This is a genomic window from Actinacidiphila bryophytorum (assembly GCF_016916835.1).
GTDB classification, from domain to species: Bacteria; Actinomycetota; Actinomycetes; order Streptomycetales; family Streptomycetaceae; genus Actinacidiphila; species Actinacidiphila bryophytorum.
In genome coordinates this window covers 36168-62664 of the sequence record NZ_JAFFIX010000018.1, presented here as the reverse complement: position 1 = coordinate 62664, position 26497 = coordinate 36168, and the positions used below count along the sequence as shown (strand labels likewise).

Genomic DNA, 26497 nt, shown 5'->3' with positions numbered 1-26497 from the left:
ACGGTGAGGGGATAGGGCGCGACGGTGGCGAATTCCGGGTGGTTGCCGAGGATGTCGATCGAGTGGGCGACGGCGGTCTTGCCGGTCGTGTACGCGCGGACCGTGGCGTAGACGTCCTCCGCCAGGGGCAGCCGTTCCAGTGGACCGATGCCCAGGCTTTCGACAGCGGCAACCGCGGTGCCCAGCATCGCTTCGGCCGGCACCGGAAGGTAGACGGCGACCACTCCGGCCTTCAGGACGCTCTGGGCGCGGCACGCCAAATCCACGAGCATGCCGTCACGGCGTTCCATGACGAGTGTCAGGCGACTGGCCGGGACCCACCGCTCAAAGCCCATACCGCTCAGCTTCTGGCGGTCTCGTCCCCCACGTCTTCAGCCTACGGCCGGCGGTTTCCGCCGCATGGAGCACTTTCTCGGTTCCTCGGCCGGAGGCGCACGGGCACGGGCAGGCGGCATTTCCCGGCTCATTTACCGGAATCAGCGGAATTCCCTGCGGATACCGGCAGGCGGCGGCGCGGTGAAGCGCAACAGGCCGTGGCGCGAACGCCCCCGGGGCGTCAGGGCGTGAGGTTACGGGACCGGCTCCGCCCTAGGCGGCGTGGGCGGTGGCCTGGGTCGGGAGGAAGGTCACCATGCGGCGGCGGGGGTCGTGGGCCGGGGTGGAGACGAGGGTGCGGACGTGCTGGGGGTGGCCGCCGACGGGGGGGACGATGATGCGGACCTGGCCGTCGTTGTGCAGGGTGATGCGGCTGGAGCGGTCCACCGCCCGCCACAGCTCGGCCAGTTCCGGGTGGTCCTGCAGCTCGTCGATGATGCGGCGCAGCTCCGCGCTGCGGGTGGTCTCCGCCTCAAGGCGCAGCTGCCGCAGGTACGAGGTGGCCCAGCCGTCCTCCCATTCGCCGCACAGCCGGCGGGCGTAGGGGTTGAACAGCACGAACCGCAGCAGGTTGGCCGGCTCGGGCTCGCCGGCGGACAGGAAGAGCCGCTGCCAGGCGGTGTTGCTCTCCTCGATGCGCCAGCCGGCGTCGACGGCGAGGGAGGGGACGGGCAGGGCGCGCAGGTAGCTCGTCCAGCCGCTGACGGCCTCGGGGTCGGGCCGGCTGGGGCCGCGCGGCGGGAAGCCCCCGCTGGCGACGAACCACAGCTCGTCGCGGCGGGCGGAGTCGAGGCCGAGCGCTTCGGCGAGCGAGTCCAGCCGGTGCTGCGGGATCGGCCGGACGCCGCCCTCCCAGTCCTGGTACAGCCGGGTCGACACGCCCATGTACTGGGCCACGTCCTGCTGGCTCAGCCCGCTGCGGCGCTTTCCCGCCGCCAGGGGGGAGGTGCGGTCGGCGGCATCGCTGTGCTGCTTGCGGGCCTGGCGGAGGAAGCCGTGGATCAGTGGCGGGGAATCCCCGTGGTGCGGTGCCATGGGCATCTCCCCCGAGATCCGGCCGAGGTGATGCATGCGTGCGTCACCGTTCCGATACTGGCCATTCGATGGTCTTGGCTTGCCCCGATGACTGTCAACCAATGCCCATGTCCCCCGTTTGACCTGCGGATTTGAGGGTGGTTTGAGCAATGGGGAAAGCAGCGGCGGCTGCTCGCGGCGCATCACCGGGCCACCGACCAGGAAGTATGCGCCACCGGGGCCGAATTGGCGTACTTGCGCCACCGTCCGCAAACGGGTCTGTCCACATTGGTACGTGTCCCATTTTGGACAACGGCCCCGGCCCCCCTGCGAAGTGCCAGCTAGGGGCGGGAACGCAGGACGGAACACCAGCTCGCGGACCGGATTACGCACCTTTGGGTTCGTAGCGGGAGGCACCTGGCGTCAGGTACCAATTCTCGCGTCGGCACTGACCGCGGCGAAAACATCGCCGGGGGAGTGCCGGACACCACCCTGCTCCCGGTCGCGGCCCCCCGAGTCGCCGCGACCGGGGCCGCCGAGGGCCACCGGCCCGCTCCGCCCGGTTCCGGGGGGGAGCCCTCGGCGGTGAGCGGGGGGTCGGCCTGGCCCGCCGACTCCCCGCCACCTCGTGCGCTGAAGTTTCCGGAGGTCGTCATGGCGTACCTGCCGTTCGCCCCACTGCCCGTACAGGCGCCGCCGCCCGGCGGCGCCGCGGGATTCGCCGTCGCGCCAGAACCGCGCCAGCTCATCGGGTTCGCCGCCGCCGACCCGGCCGACACCCGCCGGCAGCTCGCCGGACTCGTGGCCGCGCTGCGGTCCGCGGAGATGCACGCGACGGAGCTGCTCGACGACTTCCCCGCCTCCTACCACGGCGACTACGCCGAGATGCTGGCCGCACTCGCGGACATCGACCTCGACGCCGTCTCACCTGCCGCCCCGGACCCGGTCACCGCGGGCGGCGCCGTGCTCGCCTTCGAGCAGGCCGTCGCCGACTTCTGCACCGACCTGGCACTCGGCGACCGCCGGCACACCCAGGGGTATGTCACCGCGGGCGGCGCCGAGGGGCTGCTCGTCGGGCTGCGGGCCGGCCGCGACGCGCTGCCCGGCGCCCCCTTGTACGTGTCGGCCGCCGTGCACCACGCCGCCCGCTGCCATGCCGACCAGCTCGGCATGGACGTCGTCGAGGTCCCCCACGGCGCCGACGGGACCATGGACACCGAGGCGCTGCGGCTGCTGACCGCGGAAAGACCGGGCGGCGCCGTCGTCCTGGCCACCCTCGCGGGCGCCGCGGCCGAGGGCGCGGACGACGACCTGGCGGCGATACGGGCGGCGGCCGCCCCCGCGGGACCCGTCCACGTCCACGTCGACGCCGGCGACACCGGACTGCTCGCCCCCTTCTCCCCGCTCCCGCTGGCGTGGGACCTGCGGGACGGCGCCGACAGCCTGTCGCTGACCGCACACCGACTGCTGGGCCTCCCGGTGCCGTGCGGGGTGGTCCTGGTCGGCACCGCCCGCACCAAGGCCTCCAGGGGCCGCGGCACCACCCCCAACCCGCTGGCCGTCGCCCTGCTGTGGGCGGCGCTGCGGGACCGCGGCTACGACGGGCTGCGCGCCCTGGTGCACGAGTGCTACGACACCGCCGGCTACGCCGCCGACCACCTCGCGGAGGCCGGCTACCGGCCCACCCGCGCCGGGCGCGGGCTGACCCTGCGCTTCCCCCGCCCGGCCGCCGCGGTGTGCACCCGCTGGCGGCTGGACACCGACGGCCCGCACGCCCGGCTCACCGTGCTGCCGCCGCTGACCCGTGCCACGGTCGACGCCCTGTGCCGCGACCTGGGATCGGGGACCGCGCCGCCGGCCGGCCCTTCGCACCGTCCTGTGCCCGGCGGGAGCCGTACCGCCGCCGTGGCCGCTTCCCAGCGGGACGGCTGAGATGGCCGGGCGGCACGCGAGCGCCTTACCCGGCAGGGACGGCACCGGGGCGGAGTGGCTGGTCCCGGTCGAGCTGCCCGCCATCCCGCCGGCGACCACGTACTGGGCGGGCGACTGGTTCGCGCCGCGCCCCGGCGCGGACCGGGGCGCCGTCACCCCGGTGAGCATCGCGGTGCTGCCCGGCGGCACCGTGCACACCTGGGGCACCGTCATGTCGCAGGCCCGCGACCTCACCGACGACACCCACCCGGCCTGGTCCGCCGCCGCCTGGCAGGCCCGCGAGAACGGCCGGCCCACCCGGGTCGCCGTCGGCCACGCCGACGGCCGCGTCGAGACCTGCCTGGTCGCCGAGGACGGCACCGCGAGCCCGGTGGACGGCGCTCTGCTGCCGGTGCCCGGCAGGTGCCCGCCCGACCCCTGCTGGGGCGACCCGGCGGGCATGCCGCACGAGGTGTGCGCGGCCCGCGCCTGCCCCGAGGGGGCGGCCGCGGTCATGCGGGCGGCGCAGGACGCGGCCCTGGACGGGGACTGGGAGGCGGCCACGCACTTCCACACGGTGGCCGCGGCCCGGCTGCACGGCCTGGGCTCGCCCGACGCCGAGCGGGTGGTGCGGCTCGCGGTCTCGGCGTGGCTGCGCACCGGCCCGGACCAGTCGTCGGCACTCGGCTTCGCCCTGGTGCACCTGCTGATCTCGACCTTTCCCGGGATGCCGGGGCCGATCGCGGCGCTGCTGCGCCGGCTGACCGACCACCTCCCGGCCGCGGACCGGGCGCGCTTCACGGAACGCTGAGCGTCACCGGCCGGCGCACCACGCCACCGGCCAGGTCACCACACCGGCCGGACCGGGCCGCGCCACCGGCCAGGCGGCGGTCTCACGCGCCGGACAGCAGCGCCGCGAACTCCGCGTCGCACGCCAGTTTCAGGCCCGCCTCGAAGCGGCTGGTCGCGTCCAGCCGCTCCATCAGCTTGGAGATGGCCCGCTGGACCGTACGCCGGTGGACGCTGAGCTTGCGGGCGATCTGGTCGTCGCTCAGCCCGTCGGCCATCAGCCGGATGACCGCCCGCTCCTGCGCGGTCACCTCTGGCAGGTGGCCGCCTGCCGTCGGCTGGGGGGCGTCGAACCTGGCGGCCCGCAGCCAGAAGTCCTCGAAGAGCGCGATGTAGGACTTGACCAGGACCGCCCCGACCACGACCGCCAGCGAGTGGCTCGGGTCCTCCGGGTCGGCCGCGAGCAGCGCGGTGTGCCGGTCGAAGACCAGCAGGTCGTAGGGAGCGTGGTCGATCAGCCGCACCTCGGCGCCCAGCGCCGTCATGTCCTGCAGGTAGCGCAGGTACCGGGGGGTGTGCAGGATCGAGCGCGGGTAGATGGCCCGCACCCGCACGCCTCGCGCGAGCATCGTCCGGTCCCTTTCCAGGGACGAGTTGAGGATCTCCATCGGCGGCATCGGCCCGGGGTGCAGCGAGTCGCAGCTGATGCGCATCGACTCGTTGAGGTCGATCATCATCTGCTTCTTGTGCGCGTCGCCGCCCAGGAAGCGCACCGCGACGCCCACCGCGTCGTCCTGCGCCACCGCGGGCTCGTAGACCGTCATCAGCGAGTCCAGCACCCGCTGCATCTCGCGGGCGCTGCGCTCGTGCTCGGTCGCCGCCGTCCTGTACGACTCCATCGCGCCGAGGATCGCCGCGTGCGGCTCCACGGGTTTGGCGGGGCCGCCGTCCTTGGCCCGCACCAGGCCGAGCCGTTCCAGCCAGGCCCAGCCGGCCGCGGCCCGCGCCACGTCCAGGCCCGCGGACACCCGCAGCTCCTCCACGGACGCCTCGCCGTTCTTGCGCAACTCCCGGTAGAGGGCGAGTGCGGCGTCCTCGTCCCTGCCGGCCGCGTCGGCAACCACCATTGCCGCCTCCTTCACTGCACCACGAAGGTCTTCGCGAACTCCGCGTCGCCCGCGAGTTTCAGCCCGGCCTCGAAGCGGCTGCTCGCGTTCAGCCGCTCCATCAGCTTGGAGATGGCCCGCTGGACCGTACGCCGGTGCACCCCCAGTTTGCGGGCGATCTGGTCGTCGCTCAGCCCGGAGGCCATCAGCCGGATGATCACCCGCTCCTGTGCGGTGATCTCGCTGTCGTCCGCGCTGGTCGCCGACGCCCGCGCCAGGGTCAGGCCGCGCAGCCAGCAGTCCTCGTAGACCGCCTGGAAGGAGAGCATCAGCGCGGCGCCCCTGATGACGATGACCGCGTCGCTCGGCCGGTCGGGGAAGGCCGCGAGCACCGCGGCGTTCTCGTCGAAGGTGAGCATGTCGAAGGGCGCGTGGTCGACGAGCCGCAGCTCCACCCCGGCGTCGGCCAGGTCGTGCAGGTAGCGGGCGTACTTGGGGGAGTGCAGGCAGGACATCGGGTAGATCGCCCGGCTGCGCACCCCGCGGGCGATGATCGTGCGGTCGTGTTCGAGGGAGGCCTCCAGCACCTCGATCGGCGGCATCGGCCCGGGGTGCATCGAGCTGCACGACTCGCGGGCGGCGTCCGACAGGTCGAGCCTGGTGCGCTGCTTGCGCCGCGGGTCGGTGATGAACTCCACCGCGACCTGGCTGATCTCGCGCTGCACCGACGGCCGGTAGACCGACAGCAGCGCCTCGGTCACGCGCTGCAACCGTACCCCGCTGCGCAGCTGCTCCGCCGCGTTGGCCTGGTAGTCGTCCATGGCCCTGGCCAGCGCCGCGTCGGGGTCGACCGCCTCGGCGACACCGTCGCGCACCTGGACCAGGCCCAGTTCGCGCAGCCGGCGCCAGCCGCGGCCGTGCGGGTCGCCGGTGTCGAGATCGGGGTAGCGGCCGTCCTCGGGGACCCCGCCGCTGGTGCGCAGCATCTCGTACAGGGCGAGCGCCGCGTCCTCGTCCCGCTGGGTGCTGACTCCGCCCGACGTGCCCGCCGACCCTTTCGGGCACGCGTCCTCACTCGGTACGGGAAGCATGTACCTTCCTCCCTTGGTGATCCGGGGCCGTGCGGATACCGGAGGGCGCCCCCGCGCCCGAGGTTCCCCGAAACCTCAGGTATCTGTGCCTGCCACAGAGTGTCACGCAAGTATTACCCGCCAACGGAGCCGAACGTACCGGGTATCCGCAAGGCGCGACCGGCCTGTGACCGCGGCTGCGCCGTTTTCTGGGCATATGCCGATGCCCGGGACGCGCGGATGCGTCCCGGGCATGCCTGCCGCCGGTGCGGGCCGGCCGGGCGGCCGGCGGGCGGTCAGAGGTCGAACTCCTGCGGGTTGAGCCCCACCGCGTAGCACGCCTCGCGCACCACGGCCTGCTCGGTCTTGTCGAAGTCGCCGTCGGCACCGCCGATGACGATGCCGATCTGGATCACCGCACGCGCCTCGGTCGGCTTCTTCTGCACCTTGGCGATCTCCTGCAGGATCGCCACCTTGCCGAAGGCGAAGTCGGCGGTGAGCTTGGACAGGTAGTCCTCGAAGCGGCGCTGCAGGTCCAGCGCCGGGAAGTTCTGCAGCACCTCGTTGGTGCCGATCAGCGCGGCGACCCGCTGCCGCTCCGCCGGGTCGATGGTGCCGTCGGCGGCCGACACCAGCGCGCACATCGCCATGCTGGCGTCCCGGAAGGCGCCGCTCTTGAGGTCGTTCTTCTTCGCGTTGAGCTGGTTCTGCATGTTGCTCGCGGACTCTTTGAAACGGTCCCACAGGGCCATCTGGGGTCTCCTCGCACAGGCGGTCGTTATGGTCTGAGAACTCTTCCGGAGCGTAAAGGAGTTCCCAAGCCGACGGTAACGCCCGCCACCCCGGCGGCCCGGGAGGCGGCTCACACCCGGGGGAAGCGGGACAGCAGCGCCCACATCGCGGGATTGCCCGCCAGGTCCTCGTGCATGTCGGTGAGGTCGGCGACCACGTCGTGCAGGAAGTCCCGTGCCTCGCGGCGCAGTTCCGCGTGCCGGACGGGCAGCGGCGGCTCGTCGGGGAGCCAGTCGGCGGTCACGTCGACATGGCCGAAGCGGCGTACGAAACGCAGCCGGTCGGTGGACTCGGTGAAGTCGAACTCGGCGTGTTGCGGGCGGGCCGCCCGGCTGCCCGCGGGGTCGCGGTCCAGCTGCTCCGCGATGTCGCACAGCGCCCACGCGAAGTCCAGCACCGGCACCCACCCCCACGCGGTGGACAGCTCCCGCTCGCCCTCGGCGAGGTAGACGTCGCCGCAGAAGAGGTCGTGCCGCAGCGCCCGTACGTCCGCCGTGCGGTAGTCCGTCTGCGGCGGGTCGGGGAAGCGGCGGGAGAGGGCGTAGCCGAGGTCGATCACCCGGCGATCGTCCCAGATCGCCGGGTGACCGGCCTCCCGCAGGTCAGCGCGCGAGGCGGCCGCCCGGTGCGCGGCTCGTCAGAGGGAGACGCCGAAGTCGGTGGCGATGCCGACCAGGCCGGAGGCGTAGCCCTGGCCGACGGCGCGGAACTTCCACTCCGCCCCGTTGCGGTACAGCTCGCCGAAGACCATGGCGGTCTCGGTGGCGGCGTCCTCGCTCAGGTCGTAGCGGGCGATCTCGGCGCCGCCTGCCTGGTTGATGATGCGGATGTAGGCGTTGCGCACCTGGCCGAAGTTCTGGCTGCGGGTCTCGGCGTCGTAGATGGACACCGGGAAGACGATCTTCTCGATGTCGGCGGGCAGCCCTGCCAGGTTGACGTTGATCGCCTCGTCGTCGCCCTCGCCCTCGCCGGTGCGGTTGTCGCCGGTGTGCACGATGGTCTGGTCGGGCGTCTGCTTGTTGTTGAAGAAGACGAAGTGTCCGTCCGAGTAGACCTTGCCGCCCGCGTTGACCGCGATGGCGCTCGCGTCGAGGTCGAAGTCCGTGCCGGTGGTGGTACGGACGTCCCAGCCGAGGCCGACCGTCACTGCCGTCAGTCCGGGCGCCTCTTTGGTCAGCGAGACGTTGCCGCCCTTGGACAGGCTTACCGCCATGGGAAGTCCCCTTATGTCTTGGTCGTAGGTGTTGCCGTCGAAACTACCCTCATCGGACTGAACGCGGACGGGGGATGTGCTGGTTCCGCTGCGCAGGTAAATCCCGTGACGCCGGAGCGTCGGCGGGGGACCATGGAGGCATGTCCGGGCCACTTGTCATCCGCGGTTCCGTCTCCGTGCCGGAGGCGGAGCTCCAGTGGCGTTTCTCGCGCTCCTCGGGGCCCGGCGGCCAGCACGTCAACACCACCGACAGCCAGGTCGAGCTGCGGTTCGACCTCGCCGCGACCGAGGCGCTGCCCGAGGTGTGGAAGCGCAGGGCGCTGGAGCGCCTTGCGGGCCGGCTGACCGGCGGGGTGATCGCGGTGCGCGCCTCCGAGCACCGCTCGCAGTGGCGCAACCGGGAGACCGCCTCCGCGCGGCTCGCGGCGCTGCTGGCCGAGGCGACGGCGCCGCCGCCGAAGGCGCGGCGGGCGACGAAGATCCCGCGCGGCATCAACGAGCGGCGGCTGCGGGTGAAGAAGCAGCGCAGCCAGACCAAGCGCGGGCGCAGCGGCGGCGGCTGGGAGTGACCGGCGGCCGGCCGTGCCGGGGTCCTGCGGTGACGCGGGGTCCGGCGGTGGCCCGGGGCGTCCGGCTACCGCAGGAAGCGGTAGCGGCCGCGGAAGTACGTCAGCGGCCCGCCGTCGGCGCTCGGGGTGCGGGCGGCAAGCACGCGGGCGACGACGAGCGTGTGGTCGCCCGCCGGTACGCGCTGGGTCGTCTCGCACTCCAGTATGGACAGCGCGCCGCCCAGGATCGGGGCGCCGGAGTGCTCACCGCGGTAGTAGGCGATGTCCTCGAAGAGCAGCCGGTCGCTGATCCGCCCGCGCAGCGCGAAGCGCCCGGCGATGTGCCGCTGGCTCTCGCTGAGCACGGAGGCGGCCCAGCGTGGCTGCCGTTCGAGCAGCTCGTCCATCCGGGACCCGACCCGGACGCTCACCAGCACCATCGGGGGTTCGAGGGAGACGGACATGAAGGCGGTCGCGGTCATGCCGACGTCCTCGCCGCGCGGCCCGTCGTCCGGGTCGTGCGCGGTGATGAGGACGACGCCCGCCGTGAGGCGGGTCATCGCGGCGCGGAAGTCATCGGTGTCGACGGTCTGGGCCATGGTGGTCCCAGGATGCCGGTCTGGTGAAGTGTGAAGCACGTTCCTCACGTTACGGGTCGGTACGAGAATGCGGATCGGGCTGTGGTCGCAGTCATACCGCGGCCGGGTCCTAGGACCTCTCCTGCACCCTCCGTATCCGTACGCTCACCCGATGATGTGACTTGAGTCACAAGAAGCAGTAATTGTTGACCCTGTGTACCGACCGCACAGCTCGCTGTGATTCAGTGGCCGGTGTAAACCGGTGCCATCGGTGTCGTCGGATGTATCGCAGAGATCACGGGAGTTGTTGTCGAGGGCGCGGAGAGGGGCATGGATACCGAGTCGGAGCCGTATGTCCGCCTCGCGACCTTGCGTCAACTGCACCAGGTCGTGGCGGACCTCAACACGGCACGCAGTCTTGCCGACACCCTGCAGGCCGTGGCCGACGGGGTGGTCAAAGGGCTGGGCTACGACCTGGCCGCCGTCAACCTGGTACGCCCCGACGGCGACCTCGTCGTCGCGGCCTTCGCCGGCAGCACCGCGGGCGAGGCCCTGCTGTCCGGCAAGGTCGGCCCGCGCGCGTCCTGGGAGCGGCGGCTCAGCATGGGCCAGCGCTGGGGCTCGCTGCGCTTCATCCCGCACACCGAGGGCTGGGTCCTCACCGACGACGACGTGCCCCAGTGGCACACCGAAGGCCCGCTGCCCCGCTTCGCCGACGAATGGCACCCCGGCGACCGCCTCTACGCCCCCATGCACTCCTCGCAGAACGGCGCGGGCGAGCTGATCGGCGTCCTGTCCGTGGACCGCCCCTCCACCGGCCGCCACCCCGGCCCCTGGGGCTGCGAAGCCCTCCAGATGTACGCCTTCCAGGCCGGCATCGCGATCAGCAACGCCCGTATGCGCGCCAACATGCAGCGCGCCCTGGTCCGGCTCGAACGCGACCAGCAGGCGCTGCGCGCCAGCGAGGAGGGCTTCCGGCAGGCCTTCGAGTACGCCCCCAGCGGCATGGCCATCGCCGAGATGGGCGGCGACCAGCACGGCAAGCTGCTGCGCGCCAACGACGCGCTGTGCCGGCTGCTCGGCCGCAGCAGCTCCGTCATGCGCCGCTACTCCTTCTCCGACCTCGTCCACCCCGAGGACGTCGGCCTGCTGCTGCGCACCTCGGCGGAAGGCGGCCGGGCAGAACTGCGGCTCGCCCGCCGCGACGGCAGCTACGTGTGGGTCTCGCTGCGCAACTCCGTCGTCGCCGACACCGCCGACGGGCCGCGCTTCCTGCTCACCCACGTCGAGGACATCGAGGAGCGCAAGGGCCGCGAACTGCAGCTCGCCCACCGGGCCAGCCACGACTCGCTCACCGGCCTGCCCAACAGCGCGGAACTGCGCGCCCGGCTCTCCGCCCGGCTCTGCTCCCGCCCGCAGGACAAGGACGCCGCGGCCCTCGCCGCGGAGGCGGAAGGCCCCGACGAGTTCGCCTTCAGCTACGGCTACGGACCCGACGAACTGGCCGCGCCGCTCGGCGCCATCGGCTACGACTCGCACGTCCACACCGTCGCGCCCGACGAGAACGACCCGGCTCCCGCCAAGGGGCTCGCCGTCCTGTTCTGCGACCTCGACGGCTTCAAGTCCATCAACGACCGCTTCGGCCACCACACCGGTGACGCCGTCCTCATCGAGGTCGCCCGCCGGCTCACCGGCGCGGTACGCGACGGTGACACCGTCGCACGGCTCGGCGGTGACGAGTTCGTCGTCCTCGCCGACGGGCTCGCCCCGGCCGACGCGGCGGACCTCGCGGTGCGGCTGCGCAACGCGATCATCCCGCCCATCAGGGTCGACGGGCGCGCCGTCCGCGTCGGCGCCAGCTTCGGCATCGGCTGGGCCGGCTGCGGCATGACCGCGGAAGAGGTGCTCCACTCGGCGGACCAGCGCATGTACGTCGAGAAGCGCTCCCGCTCTTCTTCCGGCGCCCGCCCCAACCACCGCCGCGCCGGCTGAACCTGGCCTCACCCGGCCCTGGTCGCCTGGTGTGCCCCTTGCGGTGGGCGGTCGGCTTTCCCCCGGCGGGGGCGCCTCGGGGGTTGCCACTTGCGGTGGCGACGCGTCTTCCCACCGGTCCGGGCTGGTGGCGCAGTTCCCCGCGCCCCTGAAAAACGCTCACCCTCTTCCGCAGAGGGCGCCGCCTGAAAAACGCTCACCCTGCGGGAAGGGGGCAAGCAAAAGGGGCGCGGGGAACTGCGCGACAAGCCACGACGGCGGGAAAGACGATCGCTCGCCGCAAGGGGCAGGACCTCAGGGGCGCGGGGAACCGCGCGACAAGCCAGTGCGGCGGGGGAGACGCAACGCCACAGGAAGTGGCAACCCCCTAGATGCGGAGCAGGAGTTTGCCGGTCGTCGAGCGGGACTCGACCAGGCTGTGGGCGGCGCCCGCGTCCGCGAGGGCGAACTCGGCGGTGACGGGAAGCTCCACGCCACCGTCCGTCACCGCACGGAAAGCCGCGTCGGCCAGCTCCCGCAGGCGGGAGGGGTCCGCGGCGGCCAGGCCCATGAGGGAGAAGCCGGAGACGGTGAGCGCGGCCGGGTAGATGTCGGCGGCGCCGACAGTCCAGGGTTCCGCGGAGCCGGAGTTGCCGAAGGAGACGAGCCGCCCGAAGCGCGCGGTCACGGCGAGGGTGCGGCGGAAGGTGTCGCCGCCGATCGGGTCGAGGGCGATGTCGACGCCCCGCCCTCCCGTCGCGGCCAGCACGTCCGTGTCGAAGTCCGGCGTCAGGAACACCTGGTCGTAACCGGACTTGAGTGCGTGCGGCGCCTTGTCGAAGCTGGAGACGACGCCGTAGACCGCACTGGCCCCGCCCAGCCGGGCGAGCTGTCCCGCGACGGTGCCGACACCGCCCGCGGCACTGTGTACGAGGACCGTGTCGCCTTCGCGCAGCCGCGCGATGTCGTGCAGCAGGGCGTACGCCGTGGGCAGCACGCTGGGCAGTGACGCGGCGGCGCGCAGGTCGAGCCCGTGCGGTACGGGGAAGGTGGTGGCGGCGGGTGCGACGGCGATCTCGGAGTAACCGCCGCCGCGCATGAAGGAGGTGACCTCCTGTCCGGGGGTGAAGGCGGTGACGCCTTCGCCGACCGCGCGCACCCGTCCGGCGACTTCGAGGCCCGGGCGGAAGGGGAGGGCGTCGACGCGGTAGCCCTCGGATCTGGCGAGGACGTCGGCGAAGTTGATGCCCGCGTAGGCGACGTCGACGGTGATCTCGCCCGGTCCCGGCGTCGGTTCCGGCAGGTCCACCTGGTGCAGCACCTCAGGTCCGCCGAACTCCTCGAAGATCATGGCGCGCATGGCGCTTCCCCCTTGCTGTTCAATGAAAAGCGAACACCGTTGAGTGTATGATTCTGGTCGAACACTCGGCAACTCGGTCTGATTCCACCTCCGGGAGGACGCCATGACCGCACCGCGGGCACACCGGGCCGCCCCGGATCACACCCACCCCGACCACGTACCCCTCCTGACGGCACTTAGTGCTCTCGCCGACCCCGTACGTCTGCGGCTGGTCCGCGAACTGGACGGCTGCGCCGACTGGGAGCGCACCTGCGGCTCCTTCGACGTACCCGTCGGCAAGGCCGCGCTCAGCCACCACTTCGCCACGCTGCGGGCCGCGGGCCTGGTCGAACAGCGCGACGCCGGGCCGAAACGGCTCAACCGGCTGCGCAGGGCCGAGTTCGACGCCCGCTTCCCCGGACTGCTCGACCTCGCCCTGCGCCCCGACCCGCAGCAGCCGGCGTAGCGGCGTACGTCACAGGGCGCCGCCGCCCGCCCTGACCAGCCCCGACTCGTAGGCCAGCACCACCGCCTGCACCCGGTCGCGCAGATCCAGCTTCGTCAGGATGCGGCCCACATGCGTCTTCACCGTCGCCTCCGACAGCACCAGCTTGCGGGCGATCTCACCGTTGGACAGGCCCTGCGCCACCAGCAGCAGCACCTCGCGCTCCCGGTCGGTGAGCTTGTCCAGCTCCTGGTGCCGCGGCTCGGAGCCCGCCGTCGGCAGCATCGGCGTGAAGCGGTCCAGCAGCCGCCGGGTCGTACTCGGCGCCACCACCGCGTCACCGCTGTGCACCGCGCGGATCGCCGCCAGCAGCTCGTCCGGCGGCACGTCCTTGAGCATGAAGCCCGCAGCCCCCGCCTTGAGCGCGGCGAACGCGTACTCGTCCAGGTCGAAGGTCGTCAGGATCAGCACCCGCGGCCCGTCGCCGCCCCGCTGCCGCTCGCCCCCGCAGATCCGCCGCGTCGCCTCCACACCGTCCATCCGCGGCATCCGCACGTCCATCAGCACCACGTCGACCGCCGTCGCCCGCAGCACGTCCAGCGCCTCGGCACCGTCGCCCGCCTCGGCCACGACCTCCATGTCCGGCTGCGCGGCCAGCACCATACGGAAGCCCGTACGCAGCAGCACCTGGTCGTCCACCAGCATGACGCGGATCGCCATCAGATCCCTCTCCTCGCTCACTTGCCCGCCGCGGTCAGCGGCAGCACCGCGCTGATGCGGAAACCGCCCTCGGGACGCGGCCCGGCGTCGAGCGTGCCGCCGACCATGCCGATCCGCTCCCGCATGCCGATCAGGCCCTGCCCGAGCCCGTCCCTGCCGCCCTGCTCGTACAGGCCGTCCCTGCCCCCGCGCCCGTCGTCCTCGATCAGCAGGTCGAGCGCCGCGTCCCCGAACCCCAGCAGCACACTCGCGCTCGCCCCGTCCCCGCCGTGCTTGCGGACGTTGGTCAGCGCCTCCTGCACGATCCGGTAGGCCGTCAGCTCCACCCCGCTCGACAGCGGCCTGGCCTGCCCCGCCACCTCGAACCGCACCGGCAGCCCCGCCCCGCGCACCTGGTCGATGAGATCCGCCAGCTGGTCCACCCCGGGCTGCGGCACGTACTCCCCGCCCGCGTCGTCCCCCGCCCGCAGCAGCCCCAGCAGCCTGCGCATCTCCGCCAGCGCCTGGCGGCCCGTGCTGGAGATCGTGCTCAGCGCCTGCTTGGCCTGGTCCGGCGCCACGTCCAGCACATAGGCCGCGCCGTCCGCCTGCACCACCATCACCGACACGTTGTGCGCCACCACATCGTGCAGTTCCCGGGCGATCCGCGCCCGCTCGGCGGCCACCGCCGCCTTCGACTGCGCCTCCCGCTCCCGGTGCAGCCGCTCGGCCCGCTCCTCCAACTGCGCGTAATACGCCCGCCGGGTCCGCAGCCGGTCGCCGATCACCCACGACAGCGCGAAGATCACCGTCAGGAAGAACGTCTGGATCAGCGTCGTCCAGATCGTCGAGTACTCGTCGTGCGGCGGCCAGCGCACCATCGACAACGGCGTCGCCAGCAGGCCCGCGGTCAGCGCCAGCCGCGACGACCAGCGCGCGCCGTTCGACGCGCACGTGTAGATGACCACCAGCATCGCCGCGTCGCCCGGGTTCGGCGCCTGCACGTCCAGCACCAGCTGTGCCACGCCCGTGCCGATCGCGAGCAGCAGCATCTTCTCCGGCGACCGGCGCCGCAGCGCCACGACCACGGCCAGGGCCAGCGACAACGGCACGGCGGCGGCTCGCGCCGCCGGGGAAGGCGTGCGGTCCGCGGCGATCCACACCGCGCACGCCGCGAGCAGGACGACAGCCCAGAAGCTGTCGACCCACGTCGGGTGTTTGCGGAGGAATTCGTAGACGCGCTGCACATAAGCCAGCGTAGGTAACGCTTCTTCTTCCGGGGTCAGCCCCGGGAGCGATCTCCCCCTAATCCCCAAGGTGGACAACCCCCTGCGGGGCTGCTCCCGACGGTGCCACTTGCTGTGGCGTTGGTTACTTTCCCCCGCCGGCGGCGGCCTGGGCGACTGCCCCTTGCGGTGCGTTGCGGTGCGTTGCCTGCTTGCGGCTACGTCGTGGCTTGTCGCGCAGTTCCCCGCGCCCCTGGTGGGCGCCCTCTCCCCGCAGGGTGAGCGTCTTTCAGGGGCGCGGGGAACTGCGCACCCAGCCCGGGGAGCGGGAATGAAAGCAACGCCACAGCAAGTGGCACCTGCCTGGAGGGCGACCCTGCCGAGGGGGTTAACGTAGGATTGACGAGAAGCCCGCAGCGGGAGGCGAAATGGTGGAGGAACGGCCCGGCCGTCTGACCGTGGGCGTCGTGGGGGCCGGGCGGGTGGGACCCGCACTGGCCGCGGCCCTGGGGTTGGCGGGGCACCGCCCCGTCGCGGCCTCGGGCGTGTCCGAGGCGTCGCGGCGCAGGGCCGAGGCCCTGCTGCCGGGCGTGCCGATGGTCGAGCCCGGCCAGGTGATGGCCGCGGCCGACCTCGTGCTGCTGACCGTCCCTGACGACGCGCTCCCCGACCTCGTCAGAGGCCTGGCGGAGACCGGCGCGGTCCGCCCGGGCCAGTTGCTGGTCCACACCTCGGGCCGGTACGGCACGGCCGTGCTGGACCCGGCATTGCGCGCGGGCGCGCTCCCGCTGGCGCTGCACCCGGCGATGACCTTCACGGGCACCCCGGTGGACGTGCAGCGGCTGGCCGGGTGCTCGTTCGGGGTGACCGCACCGGGCGAACTGCGGCTGGCCGCCGAGGCCCTGGTCATCGAGATGGGCGGCGAACCGGAGTGGGTCGAGGAGTCGGCCCGCCCGCTCTACCACGCGGCCCTGGCGATCGGCGCGAACCACCTGGTGACGCTGGTGGCCCAGGCCAGGGACCTGCTGGGCCTCGCGGGCGTGACGGAGCCGGGCCGGATGCTCGGCCCGCTGCTGGGCGCGGCCCTGGACAACGCCCTGCGGTCGGGCGACGGCGCCCTCACGGGACCCGTCGCCCGGGGCGACGCCGGCACCGTCGCGGCCCACCTGCGCGAACTGCGCGAGCACGCCCCCGACACGGTGCCCTCCTACGTGGCCATGGCCCGCGCGACCGCGGACCGCGCCCTGGCCAACGGCATGCTCAAGGCCGAGTTCGCCGAGGCGCTGCTCGGCGCCCTGTCCGACGAACCCAGCCCGAGAGACGGGGGCATCGCATGACCGAGCTTGTCCACCACGCCGGGGACCTGGCGCCCTGCGGTGCGGTGGTGATGACGATGGGCGCGCTCCACGAGGGCCACGCCTCGCTGATCCGCGAGGCCCGCAGGCTCGCGGGCACGGGCACCGTCACGGTGACCGTCTTCGTCAACCCGCTGCAGTTCGGGGCGAACGAGGACCTGGACCGCTACCCGCGCACCCTCGAAGCGGACGTCGAGATCGCCGCCCGCGAGGGCGCCGACGTGGTCTTCGCCCCCGACGTGGACGAGGTCTACCCCGGCGGGCAGCCGCAGGTCCGTGTCAGCGCGGGCCCGATGGGCGAGCGCTTCGAGGGCGCCGCCCGCCCGGGCCACTTCGACGGCATGCTCACCGTCGTCGCCAAACTGCTCCATCTGACCCGGCCGGAGGCGGCCGTCTTCGGCCAGAAGGACGCCCAGCAGCTCGCGCTGATCCGCCGTATGGCCACGGATCTCAACTTCCCCGTGCGCATCGCCGCGGCCCCGACCGTGCGCGAGCCTGACGGCCTGGCGCTGTCCAGCCGTAACCGCTTCCTGACCGCGCAGGACCGCGTGCAGGCGCTGGCCCTGTCCCGGGCTCTCTTCGCCGGCCGCGACAAGGCGGCGGACGGGCCGCAGGCCGTACGGGCGGCAGCCCTTGCGGAGGCCGCCGCGACGGGGCTGAGCCCCGACTACCTGGCCCTCGTCGACCCCGCCGACTTCACGGAGGCCGCCCCCGACCACACAGGCCCCGCCGTCCTGGCGGTGGCCGCGAAGGTCGGCGCCACCCGGCTGATCGACAACATCCCGCTGGAATTCGGAGCCGCGCAATGAACGCATCTGGAGCCGGCAGCAGCGCCGGCAGCAGTACCGGCATACGCCTGTACGCCCCCGCGCCCGGGTGGGCGATCAGCGCCGACGTGGTCGTGGTGGGGTCCGGGGTCGCCGGGCTCACCGTGGCGCTGCGGTGTGCCGCCGCGGGGGCGAAGGTCACCGTGGTGACCAAGGCGCACCTGGACGACGGGTCGACGCGCTGGGCGCAGGGCGGTATCGCCGCGGCCCTGGGGGAGGGCGACACCCCCGAGCAGCACCTGGACGACACCCTGGTCGCGGGTGCGGGGCTGTGCGACGAGCCGGCGGTCCGCACCCTGGTGAGCGAGGGTCCCGGCGCGGTGCGGCGGCTCATCGAGACCGGCGCCCGGTTCGACACCGACCCGGTCAGCGGGGAGATCCTGCTGACCCGGGAGGGCGGCCACCACCGGCGGCGTATCGCGCACGCGGGCGGCGACGCGACGGGTGCGGAGGTCTCCCGCGCGCTGATCGGCGCGGTAAGGGCCGCGGGAATCGCCCGGGCAGGAGGCCCACGTCTGGAGCTGATCGAGAACGCGCTGGTCCTCGACCTGCTCAACGACGCCGCCGGCCGTACCGCGGGCGTCACCCTGCACGTGATGGGGCAGGGCCGCCGCGACGGGGTGGGCGCCGTTCACGCCCGGGCCGTGGTGCTGGCCACCGGCGGTATGGGGCAGGTGTTCTCGGCGACCACCAACCCGGCGGTGTCGACCGGCGACGGCGTGGCCCTGGCGCTGCGTGCGGGCGCCGAGGTCAGCGACATCGAGTTCGTGCAGTTCCACCCGACCCCGCTGTTCCTCGGCCCGGACGCCGAGGGCCAGCAGCCGCTGGTGTCGGAGGCGGTGCGCGGCGAGGGCGCCTACCTGGTCGACGCGGACGGCACGCGCTTCATGGTCGGGCAGCACGAGCTGGCCGAGCTGGCGCCGCGGGACATCGTCGCCAAGGGCATCACGCGGCGGATGCAGGAGACCGGCACCGACCACATGTTCCTCGACGGCCGGCACTTCGGCGCGGCCATGTGGGCCGAGCGCTTCCCGACGATCCTGGCCGCCTGCCGCTCGCACGGCATCGACCCGGTGACCGAGCTGATCCCGGTGGCCCCTGCCGCGCACTACGCCTCGGGCGGTGTGCGCACCGACCTGTACGGGCGGACGACGGTGCCGGGCCTGTACGCGTGCGGCGAGGTCGCCTGCACCGGTGTGCACGGCGCGAACCGGCTGGCGTCGAACTCGCTGCTTGAGGGCCTGGTCTTCGCCGAGCGGATCGCCGCCGACATCCTCGCCGACTCCTCGGCGCCGCCCGCGGAGCCGGTGGTCCCGGCGCCCGGCGGCGCCCCGCTGCTGGCCTCCGAGGCCCGCTTCGAGGTGCAGCGCATCATGACCGCGGGCGCGGGCGTGCTGCGCAGCGCGGAGTCCCTGACGGTGGCGGCGGGCGCCCTGGAGCGGCTGCACACCGCGGCCGTGGAGGCGTACGACAGGGAAGGCAAGACCGCGGAGCCTTGCGTGGAGACGTGGGAGTCCACCAACCTGAGTCTGGTCGCCCGGGTCCTGGTCGCCGCCGCCCGGCGCCGCGAGGAGACCCGCGGCTGCCACTGGCGCGAGGACCGGCCGGAGCGGGACGACCGCGACTGGCGGCGCCACCTCGTCGTACGCCTCACCCCGCACCGCACGCTCGACGTCCGTACGACGCAGGGGCCGGACTTCCCGCCGGTCCGTGCCGCGCGGGCGGCGGGCGTCGTCGGGGATGATGGGGCCGGGGGCACCCGCCCGTAGCCCCCTCCCGCCGCCGGCCCGCGGCACACTCCCCCCGTAGCCCTGCCGCCAGGCACCACCTCACCAAGGAGCACCAGTGACCAGCCCCGACCGCCCGCAGCCCGTCGCCCTCCCGCTGCCGAAGATCGGCCCGCCGGACGAGATGAGCGGCGGCGGTGGCTGCGGTGACGGCTGCGGCTGCGGGGCGGAGGGCGAGGAGTACGGCCTCGACCCGCTGGAGTGCGGCCTCGACCCCGACCTGGCCGAGCTGATCGCCGAGGCGGGCCTCGACCCGGTCCAGGTCGAGGACATCGCGCACATGGCGATCGAGGAGGACCTCGACCAGGGCGTGGACATCACCACGGTGGCGACCGTCCCCGAGGAGTCCCGGGCGGTCGGCGACTTCACCGCCCGCGAGGCCGGTACGGTCGCGGGCCTGCGGGTCGCGGAGGCGGTGCTGTCGGTGGTGTGCACCGACGAGTTCGAGGTCGAGCGGCATGTGGAGGACGGTGACCGGGTCGCCGCGGGCCAGAAGCTGCTGACCGTGCGCACCAGGACCCGCGACCTGCTCACGGCCGAGCGCAGCGCGCTCAACCTGCTGTGCCGGCTGTCCGGCATCGCGACCGCGACCCGCGCCTGGGCGGACCTGCTGGAGGGCACCAGGGCGCAGGTGCGCGACACCCGCAAGACCACGCCGGGCCTGCGGGCGCTGGAGAAGTACGCGGTCCGCTGCGGCGGCGGCACCAACCACCGCATGTCGCTGTCGGACGCGGCTCTGGTCAAGGACAACCACGTGGTGGCCGCCGGCGGGGTCGCGCAGGCCTTCAAGCTGGTGCGCGAGGAGTTCCCCGACGTGGCGATCGAGGTCGAGGTCGACACCCTGCACCAGGTGCGCGAGGTGCTGGACGCCGGCGCCGACCTGATCCTGCTGGACAACTTCACCCCGGCCGAGACCGCGGAGGCCGTCGCGATCGTCGGCGGCCGGGCCTTCCTGGAGTCCTCGGGCCGGCTCACCCTGGAGACGGCCCGCGCCTACGCCGAGACCGGCGTGAACTTCCTGTCGGTGGGCGGACTGACCCACTCCTCCCCGATCCTGGACATCGGCCTCGACCTGCGAGCGGAAGCGTAGAGGCGGATGCTGCTCACCATCGACGTCGGCAACACCCACACCGTCCTCGGGCTCTTCGACGGCGAGGAGATCGTCGAGCACTGGCGGATCTCCACGGACTCGCGCCGCACCGCGGACGAGCTGGCGGTGCTGCTCCAGGGCCTGATGGGCATGCACCCGCTGCTGGGCGACCTCGGCGACGGCATCGACGGCATCGCGATCTGCTCGACGGTGCCCTCGGTGCTGCACGAGCTGCGCGAGGTGACCCGGCGCTACTACGGCGACGTGCCGGCGGTGCTGGTCGAGCCGGGCGTCAAGACCGGGGTGCCGATCCTGGTCGACCACCCCAAGGAGGTGGGCTCCGACCGGATCATCAACTCGCTGGCCGCGGTCCACCTCTACGGCGGCCCGTGCATCGTGGTGGACTTCGGCACCGCCACCACCTTCGACGCGGTCTCGGCGCGCGGGGAGTACATCGGCGGCGCCATCGCGCCGGGCATCGAGATCTCGGTGGACGCGCTCGGGGTGCGCGGCGCCCAGCTGCGCAAGATCGAGCTGGCCAGGCCGCGCAGCGTGATCGGCAAGAACACGATCGAGGCGATGCAGTCCGGCATCCTCTACGGTTTCGCCGGCCAGGCCGACGGCATCGCCGAGCGGATGGCGCGCGAGCTGGCCGACGACCCTGACGACGTCACGGTGATCGCCACCGGCGGCCTGGCGCCGCTGGTGCTGAACGAGGCGTCGATCATCGACACGCACGAGCCGTGGCTGACCCTGATCGGCCTGCGCCTGGTCTACGAGCGGAACGTGTCCACCACGTGACCACCGCGTCACCCCCGGGGGGAAACACACCCGGGGGTGACCAATTGCGGCGTAATTGTCGGATTGCCACTTAAGGTCCAGGGCATCGACGTCGACTGCGTCTGGAGGCCCCTGTGACCGCGTCCCGCCGCCTGCTCGCCCTCCCGCCCGCCCTGCCTCCCGCCGGCCCCTCGGCCGGCGAAGGACCCGACGCCGAGCCCGCCCCGAAGCCCAGGCCCAGGCCGGCCCCCGCTGCCCCGCCCGCGCCCGGCGCCCCCGAGCCCGCGGCGCCCGAGCCGGGCCGCCGTACGCCCACCCCGGCCGAGATCTGGCCGCCCGGGCGCCGCCCCGCGCCCCGCCCCGAGGGCGACGACGCCTCGGCGGCCGCCGCGGTGGCCGCAGCCGTGGCCGCTGTGCTGACCCCTGCGGCCTGACGCCGGGAAGGCGTCGTTACGCTGGCGGCATGGACTACGTTTCCGCGATCGTGCCGCCGCTGGTGATGGCGATCTTCTTCACCTGTGTGATCGTCACGATGATCAAGCACCAGGGCGGCGCCAACAAGGCCCGGGAGGACGCGGCGGTGGACGCCGCGTTCGCCCAGGCCGAGGCCGCGCGCCAGACCGCAGCGAAGGACAGCTGAGCCCCCGAATCCCCGACGGGTTCGCATTCCGGGCATTTAGCCTTACCAGCGCTTAGTATTCCGAGTGTGCCCCGGCCATTGGGAGACCTCGAAGACGCTGTCATGACCCGGGTGTGGGAGTGGAACCGGCCGGTCACCGTTCGTGAGGTTCTCGAGGACCTGGCGCGGGAGCGGACGATCGCCTACACCACCGTGATGACCGTAATGGACAACCTGCGCCAGAAGGGGTGGCTGCGCAGGGAGGCCGATGGCCGTGCTTATCGCTATGAGGCGGTTTCGACGAGAGCCGCATACTCGGCCGCACTGATGAACGAAGCCTGGGCCGCGAGCGACAACCCCGCCGCGGCCCTCGTGCACTTCTTCGGCATGATGTCGCCGGAACAGCGTGAAGCGGTCCGTGACGCAATGCGCATCATCCAGTCCGTGGACCCCTCGGGTCCGACGGAAGCCGAAGGACGATAGCGTCCGTGCATGCCCCTCGTGTCGAATGACGTCACCATCCGCAGGGCCCGCACCGCTGATGTCCCGGCGGTGAGGCGGTTGCTGGACTCGTATGTGCGCGACCGCATCCTGCTCGACAAGCCGACGGTGACGCTTTATGAGGACATCCAGGAGTTCTGGGTCGCCGAACGGGACGAGGACGCCGCCGTGGTCGCCTGCGGGGCGCTGCACGTGATGTGGGAGGACCTGGCCGAGGTCAGGACGCTGGCTGTGGACCCGCTGCTGCGCGGCGCCGGAGTCGGACACCAGTTGCTGGCGAAGTTGCTGCAGACCGCCCGCTGGCTGGGAGTGCGCCGCATTTTCTGCCTCACGTTCGAAGTGGACTTCTTCGCGAAGCACGGCTTCCGCGAGACCGGGGACACACCCGTGGACCGCGATGTGTTCGGCGAGCTGCTCCGTTCCAATGACGAGGGAGTCGCCGAGTTCCTGGACCTGGAGCGAGTGAAACCGAACACCTTGGGCAACAGCCGCATGCTGCTGCAACTGTGACGTTCCGGTTTGTCCGGATCGCACTGTCTCGGGCGGACCGCTTCGTGCAAGGGGTTTGTGTTTTCCCCGCAAAGGCGCTTTGCTTTTACTGTTAATCCGTTTTCGATGAAAGGGAAGCCGGTGGCACAGAAGGTTCAGGTCCTTCTCGTTGACGACCTCGACGGCGGTGAGGCGGACGAGACCGTGACGTTCGCACTCGACGGTGTGACGTACGAGATCGACCTCACCACGGCGAATGCCGACAAGCTGCGCGGGCTGCTCAACCCGTACACGGACAGTGGTCGCAGGACGGGCGGCCGGGTCGGCCGCGGGCGGACGAAGGCCGTACGCGGCGGCGCCGCGTCGGGTCCCGACACCGCCAAGATCCGCGCCTGGGCCAAGGAGAAGGGCTACGAGGTCAACGACCGCGGCCGCGTGCCGGCCACGATCCGCGAGGCGTACGAGAAGGCCCACGGCTGATCCTGGGTGTGCGCCCGCAGCGCGATCCGGTGGCAGGCCGTCGCCAGCGCGGCGACGAGCGTCGGAAGGCCGATGGGGACCCCCGATCCATCGGCTCCTCCGGTGACCCGCAGCGCAGGCAGCGTGGTCTCCACCTCGACACCCGGCCGGGGAGGCCGCAGCCACACCGGTGCCGACCGGTCGTATGCGGCCTCCCGGCGGCCCCACTCGGGGTGCGCCGGCGCCCGCATCTGCTGCCCGGCCCCCAGGGCGGCCACGTCCAGCGCGATGCCGCCCCACTCCAGCCATTCCAGCAGTCCCGGCAGCTCCTCCGCGGCCCCGGCCGCCACCAGCAGCCGCACCCGGTGGCCGTCCAGCGCCACGGGGCCCAGCTCCCCCGGCCGCGGGAAGCGGGCCAGCAGCGCGTACCCGGCCGCGGCCGGCACGTCGAGTGCGTCGAAGCGCACCCCGGTGACCAGCCCCGGCGGCAGCGCCCCGGACAGCGGCCACCCCAGCTCGTGCTCGTACCAGCCCATGCCAGTGCAACTGCCGGGTCGCATCCTGGTTACGTATCGTGCGCGACGGAACACGTACGGTGTGCGGAATGTACGATTCCGGGGGAGCGGCGCCCGGCTTGAACTGTTCGCCCCGGCGCAAGGTTGTTCGCCCGTAGCGCACACCTGTCGGACATCCGGTGTGGAGTGTCGGTCGCTGAGGGTAAGAAGTACCTAGTGGGAAGGGCTGGTGTGACGGCAGGCACGGCAGGCGTTCGCCATGGGCGTAGTTGATAAAGACGTATTCGCCTGGCCTGCGGGAACATCGTCTCGCACCATCGAGGTTGTGGGAGTGACGTCAGCCGGTAGCGCAGCTTTCCCCGCGGCAGCGGGGGTGGATACGTGAGCGGCGCCGCTGTGCGGGACTAGCATGCGGAAGGACAGGGAGGGGACCGACCCCTCACTGCCCGACCGCTCTGAGGAGCGATTAACGATGTTCGAGAGGTTCACCGACCGCGCGCGGCGGGTTGTCGTCCTGGCTCAGGAAGAAGCCCGGATGCTCAACCACAACTACATCGGCACCGAGCACATCCTCCTGGGCCTGATCCACGAGGGTGAGGGTGTCGCCGCTAAGGCCCTGGAGAGCCTCGGGATTTCTCTTGAGGCGGTCCGCCAGCAGGTGGAGGAGATCATCGGCCAGGGGCAGCAGGCCCCGTCCGGCCACATCCCCTTCACCCCCCGGGCCAAGAAGGTCCTGGAGCTGTCGCTCCGCGAGGCTCTTCAGCTGGGTCACAACTACATCGGCACCGAGCACATCCTGCTCGGCCTGATCCGCGAGGGCGAGGGCGTCGCCGCCCAGGTCCTGGTGAAGCTGGGCGCCGATCTGAACCGGGTCAGGCAGCAGGTCATCCAGCTGCTGTCCGGTTACTCCGGTGGCAAGGAGTCGGCGACGGCCGGCGGGCCGGCCGAGGGCACCCCCTCGACCTCGCTCGTCCTGGACCAGTTCGGCCGCAACCTGACCCAGGCCGCAAGAGAGACCAAGCTCGACCCGGTCATCGGGCGCGAGAAGGAGATCGAGCGGGTCATGCAGGTGCTGTCCCGCCGCACCAAGAACAACCCGGTCCTCATCGGCGAGCCCGGCGTCGGCAAGACCGCCGTCGTCGAGGGCCTGGCCCAGGCGATCGTCAAGGGCGAGGTGCCCGAGACGCTCAAGGACAAGCAGCTCTACACCCTGGACCTGGGCGCCCTGGTGGCCGGCTCCCGCTACCGCGGTGACTTCGAGGAGCGCCTGAAGAAGGTGCTCAAGGAGATCCGCACCCGCGGCGACATCATCCTGTTCATCGACGAGCTGCACACCCTGGTCGGCGCCGGCGCCGCCGAGGGCGCGATCGACGCGGCCTCGATCCTCAAGCCGATGCTGGCCCGCGGCGAGCTGCAGACCATCGGTGCCACCACGCTCGACGAGTACCGCAAGTACCTGGAGAAGGACGCGGCCCTGGAGCGCCGCTTCCAGCCCATCCAGGTCGCCGAGCCGTCGCTGCCGCACACCATCGAGATCCTCAAGGGTCTGCGCGACCGGTACGAGGCCCACCACCGGGTGTCCATCACCGACGAGGCCCTGGTGCAGGCCGCCACGCTGGCCGACCGCTACATCTCGGACCGCTTCCTGCCGGACAAGGCGATCGACCTGATCGACGAGGCCGGCTCCCGGATGCGGATCCGCCGGATGACGGCGCCGCCGGACCTGCGCGAGTTCGACGAGAAGATCGCCGAGGTGCGCCGGGAGAAGGAGTCCGCGATCGACTCGCAGGACTTCGAGAAGGCCGCGTCCCTGCGGGACAACGAGAAGCAGCTGCTCGCCGCGAAGGCCAAGCGGGAGAAGGAGTGGAAGGCCGGCGACATGGACGTCGTCGCCGAGGTCGACGGCGACCTGATCGCCGAGGTCCTCGCCACCGCCACCGGCATCCCGGTCTTCAAGCTGACCGAGGAGGAGTCCTCCCGGCTGCTGCACATGGAAGACGAGCTGCACAAGCGCATCATCGGGCAGAAGGACGCCGTCAAGGCGCTGTCCAAGGCGATCCGCCGCACCCGTGCGGGTCTGAAGGACCCCAAGCGCCCCGGTGGCTCGTTCATCTTCGCCGGCCCGTCCGGTGTCGGTAAGACCGAGCTGTCCAAGGCGCTCGCCGAGTTCCTCTTCGGCGACGAGGACGCGCTGATCTCGCTCGACATGTCGGAGTTCAGCGAGAAGCACACCGTCTCGCGGCTCTTCGGCTCCCCGCCCGGCTACGTCGGGTACGAGGAGGGCGGCCAGCTCACCGAGAAGGTGCGGCGCAAGCCGTTCTCGGTCGTGCTCTTCGACGAGGTCGAGAAGGCGCACCCGGACATCTTCAACAGCCTGCTGCAGATCCTGGAGGACGGCCGCCTGACCGACTCCCAGGGCCGGGTCGTCGACTTCAAGAACACGGTGATCATCATGACCACCAACCTCGGCACCCGCGACATCTCCAAGGGCTTCAACCTGGGCTTCGCCGCCCAGGGCGACACGAAGTCCGGCTACGAGCGGATGAAGAACAAGGTCAGCGACGAGCTCAAGCAGCACTTCCGCCCCGAGTTCCTCAACCGTGTGGACGACGTCATCGTCTTCCCGCAGCTCAGCCAGCAGGACATCCTGCAGATCGTCGACCTGATGATCAGCGCGGTGGACGAGCGGCTGCGCGACCGCGACATGGGCATCGAGCTGAGCCTGGAGGCCAAGGAACTGCTCTCCAAGCGCGGCTACGACCCGGTGATGGGCGCGAGGCCGCTGCGCAGGACGATCCAGCGCGAGATCGAGGACTCGCTCTCCGAGAAGATCCTTTTCGGCGAGCTGCGTCCCGGCCACATCGTGGTCGTGGAGGTCGAGGGCGAGGGTGAGACGGCGACGTTCACCTTCCGCGGCGAGGAGAAGGTCACGGTGGCGGACGCCCCGCCGGTCGAGACCCCGAACCTGTCCAAGGAGAGCTGACCCCTCCGGCGGCACC

Annotated in this window: 27 protein-coding genes; 16 read left to right on the top strand and 11 right to left on the bottom strand. The window is 72.1% G+C overall.

Translation table 11 applies throughout. The features are described from left to right. Positions 1 to 588: 588 nt before the first annotated feature. Entirely contained in the window at positions 589 to 1410 is an 822-nt protein-coding gene (locus JT723_RS23790; RefSeq protein WP_205046811.1) for a helix-turn-helix transcriptional regulator, read from the bottom strand. Between the two features lie 633 nt (positions 1411 to 2043). On the opposite strand from JT723_RS23790, the gene JT723_RS23785 reads away from it, so the two are divergent. Together JT723_RS23785 and JT723_RS23780 are read left to right on the top strand one after the other, a co-directional pair. Further along, positions 2044 to 3321, top strand: a complete 1278-nt coding sequence (locus tag JT723_RS23785) for a PLP-dependent aminotransferase family protein (protein ID WP_205046810.1) — start codon at positions 2044 to 2046, stop codon at positions 3319 to 3321. Between the two features lies 1 nt (position 3322). After that, on the top strand, positions 3323 to 4111 hold the full coding sequence (locus tag JT723_RS23780) for a hypothetical protein (protein WP_205046809.1): 789 nt from the start codon (positions 3323 to 3325) through the stop codon (positions 4109 to 4111). Between the two features lie 82 nt (positions 4112 to 4193). Here JT723_RS23780 and JT723_RS23775 read toward each other — a convergent pair whose 3' ends face one another. From JT723_RS23775 to JT723_RS23755, 5 genes are all read right to left on the bottom strand, one after another. Further along, the gene (locus tag JT723_RS23775; protein WP_205046808.1) at positions 4194 to 5216 is read right to left on the bottom strand and encodes a helix-turn-helix transcriptional regulator; all 1023 of its coding nucleotides are present in this window, start codon (positions 5214 to 5216) and stop codon (positions 4194 to 4196) included. 11 nt (positions 5217 to 5227) lie between these two features. After that, a complete protein-coding gene (locus tag JT723_RS23770) occupies positions 5228 to 6286 on the bottom strand; it encodes a helix-turn-helix transcriptional regulator (RefSeq protein ID WP_205046807.1) in 1059 nt (352 codons plus the stop codon). Positions 6287 to 6561: 275 nt separating this feature from the next. Next, positions 6562 to 7017 carry a tellurite resistance TerB family protein gene (locus JT723_RS23765; protein ID WP_205046806.1) on the bottom strand — a complete coding sequence of 152 codons (456 nt, stop codon included), beginning with the start codon at positions 7015 to 7017 and terminating at the stop codon, positions 6562 to 6564. Between the two features lie 110 nt (positions 7018 to 7127). Beyond that, entirely contained in the window at positions 7128 to 7616 is a 489-nt protein-coding gene (locus JT723_RS23760; protein ID WP_205046805.1) for a hypothetical protein, read from the bottom strand. Between the two features lie 78 nt (positions 7617 to 7694). Then, positions 7695 to 8270: a TerD family protein gene (locus JT723_RS23755; protein ID WP_205046804.1), complete on the bottom strand. Its 576-nt coding sequence runs from the start codon at positions 8268 to 8270 to the stop codon at positions 7695 to 7697. Between the two features lie 140 nt (positions 8271 to 8410). Between JT723_RS23755 and arfB the strand changes: the two genes are divergently transcribed. Next, positions 8411 to 8839 carry an alternative ribosome rescue aminoacyl-tRNA hydrolase ArfB gene (gene arfB / locus JT723_RS23750; protein ID WP_205046803.1) on the top strand — a complete coding sequence of 143 codons (429 nt, stop codon included), beginning with the start codon at positions 8411 to 8413 and terminating at the stop codon, positions 8837 to 8839. A 65-nt stretch (positions 8840 to 8904) separates the two neighbouring features. Here the strand turns inward: arfB and JT723_RS23745 are convergent, their stop codons facing one another. Then, positions 8905 to 9417 (bottom strand): flavin reductase family protein, encoded by a 513-nt coding sequence (locus tag JT723_RS23745; protein WP_205046802.1) that lies wholly within the window; start codon positions 9415 to 9417, stop codon positions 8905 to 8907. A 309-nt stretch (positions 9418 to 9726) separates the two neighbouring features. On the opposite strand from JT723_RS23745, the gene cdgB reads away from it, so the two are divergent. Next, complete coding sequence (gene cdgB / locus JT723_RS23740; protein ID WP_205046801.1) at positions 9727 to 11388, top strand: diguanylate cyclase CdgB; 1662 nt, start codon at positions 9727 to 9729, stop codon at positions 11386 to 11388. Between the two features lie 367 nt (positions 11389 to 11755). Here cdgB and JT723_RS23735 read toward each other — a convergent pair whose 3' ends face one another. Then, positions 11756 to 12727 (bottom strand): quinone oxidoreductase family protein, encoded by a 972-nt coding sequence (locus JT723_RS23735; protein WP_205046800.1) that lies wholly within the window; start codon positions 12725 to 12727, stop codon positions 11756 to 11758. A gap of 103 nt (positions 12728 to 12830) precedes the next feature. Between JT723_RS23735 and JT723_RS23730 the strand changes: the two genes are divergently transcribed. Continuing rightward, entirely contained in the window at positions 12831 to 13172 is a 342-nt protein-coding gene (locus JT723_RS23730; protein WP_205046799.1) for an ArsR/SmtB family transcription factor, read from the top strand. Between the two features lie 9 nt (positions 13173 to 13181). Here the strand turns inward: JT723_RS23730 and JT723_RS23725 are convergent, their stop codons facing one another. Next, positions 13182 to 13871, bottom strand: coding sequence for a response regulator transcription factor (locus JT723_RS23725; protein ID WP_205046798.1), 690 nt, complete (start codon positions 13869 to 13871; stop codon positions 13182 to 13184). Positions 13872 to 13888: 17 nt separating this feature from the next. Continuing rightward, positions 13889 to 15097, bottom strand: coding sequence for a sensor histidine kinase (locus JT723_RS23720; RefSeq protein ID WP_205046797.1), 1209 nt, complete (start codon positions 15095 to 15097; stop codon positions 13889 to 13891). A 407-nt stretch (positions 15098 to 15504) separates the two neighbouring features. Here JT723_RS23720 and JT723_RS23715 point away from each other — a divergent pair, with 407 nt between their 5' ends. The 10 genes from JT723_RS23715 (at position 15505) to JT723_RS23670 (ending at position 23004) form a co-directional block, all read left to right on the top strand. Further along, positions 15505 to 16413, top strand: coding sequence for a Rossmann-like and DUF2520 domain-containing protein (locus JT723_RS23715; protein ID WP_205046796.1), 909 nt, complete (start codon positions 15505 to 15507; stop codon positions 16411 to 16413). Continuing rightward, positions 16410 to 17240, top strand: a complete 831-nt coding sequence (gene panC, locus JT723_RS23710; protein WP_205046795.1) for a pantoate--beta-alanine ligase — start codon at positions 16410 to 16412, stop codon at positions 17238 to 17240. The genes JT723_RS23715 and panC overlap by 4 nt, the downstream gene beginning before the upstream one ends. After that, complete coding sequence (locus JT723_RS23705; protein WP_205046794.1) at positions 17237 to 19027, top strand: L-aspartate oxidase; 1791 nt, start codon at positions 17237 to 17239, stop codon at positions 19025 to 19027. Before panC ends, JT723_RS23705 begins: the two co-directional genes overlap by 4 nt. Before the next feature lie 142 nt (positions 19028 to 19169). Next, positions 19170 to 20135 (top strand): carboxylating nicotinate-nucleotide diphosphorylase, encoded by a 966-nt coding sequence (nadC, locus tag JT723_RS23700; RefSeq protein WP_205046896.1) that lies wholly within the window; start codon positions 19170 to 19172, stop codon positions 20133 to 20135. A 6-nt stretch (positions 20136 to 20141) separates the two neighbouring features. Next, positions 20142 to 20936 carry a type III pantothenate kinase gene (locus JT723_RS23695; RefSeq protein ID WP_205046793.1) on the top strand — a complete coding sequence of 265 codons (795 nt, stop codon included), beginning with the start codon at positions 20142 to 20144 and terminating at the stop codon, positions 20934 to 20936. A 113-nt stretch (positions 20937 to 21049) separates the two neighbouring features. Next, positions 21050 to 21349: a hypothetical protein gene (locus tag JT723_RS23690; protein WP_205046792.1), complete on the top strand. Its 300-nt coding sequence runs from the start codon at positions 21050 to 21052 to the stop codon at positions 21347 to 21349. Between the two features lie 29 nt (positions 21350 to 21378). After that, the gene (locus JT723_RS23685; RefSeq protein ID WP_205046791.1) at positions 21379 to 21555 is read left to right on the top strand and encodes a hypothetical protein; all 177 of its coding nucleotides are present in this window, start codon (positions 21379 to 21381) and stop codon (positions 21553 to 21555) included. Positions 21556 to 21621: 66 nt separating this feature from the next. After that, on the top strand, positions 21622 to 22017 hold the full coding sequence (locus JT723_RS23680; RefSeq protein WP_033174115.1) for a BlaI/MecI/CopY family transcriptional regulator: 396 nt from the start codon (positions 21622 to 21624) through the stop codon (positions 22015 to 22017). A gap of 9 nt (positions 22018 to 22026) precedes the next feature. Continuing rightward, positions 22027 to 22545, top strand: a complete 519-nt coding sequence (locus JT723_RS23675) for an amino-acid N-acetyltransferase (RefSeq protein ID WP_205046790.1) — start codon at positions 22027 to 22029, stop codon at positions 22543 to 22545. 120 nt (positions 22546 to 22665) lie between these two features. Continuing rightward, the gene (locus JT723_RS23670) at positions 22666 to 23004 is read left to right on the top strand and encodes a histone-like nucleoid-structuring protein Lsr2 (protein WP_205046789.1); all 339 of its coding nucleotides are present in this window, start codon (positions 22666 to 22668) and stop codon (positions 23002 to 23004) included. On the opposite strand, the gene JT723_RS23665 is transcribed toward JT723_RS23670, so the two are convergent. Further along, on the bottom strand, positions 22935 to 23543 hold the full coding sequence (locus JT723_RS23665; protein WP_205046788.1) for an SCO3374 family protein: 609 nt from the start codon (positions 23541 to 23543) through the stop codon (positions 22935 to 22937). The two genes, JT723_RS23670 and JT723_RS23665, sit on opposite strands and share 70 nt — an antisense overlap. Before the next feature lie 427 nt (positions 23544 to 23970). On the opposite strand from JT723_RS23665, the gene JT723_RS23660 reads away from it, so the two are divergent. Continuing rightward, a complete protein-coding gene (locus JT723_RS23660) occupies positions 23971 to 26481 on the top strand; it encodes an ATP-dependent Clp protease ATP-binding subunit (RefSeq protein ID WP_205046787.1) in 2511 nt (836 codons plus the stop codon). Positions 26482 to 26497 lie beyond the last annotated feature (16 nt).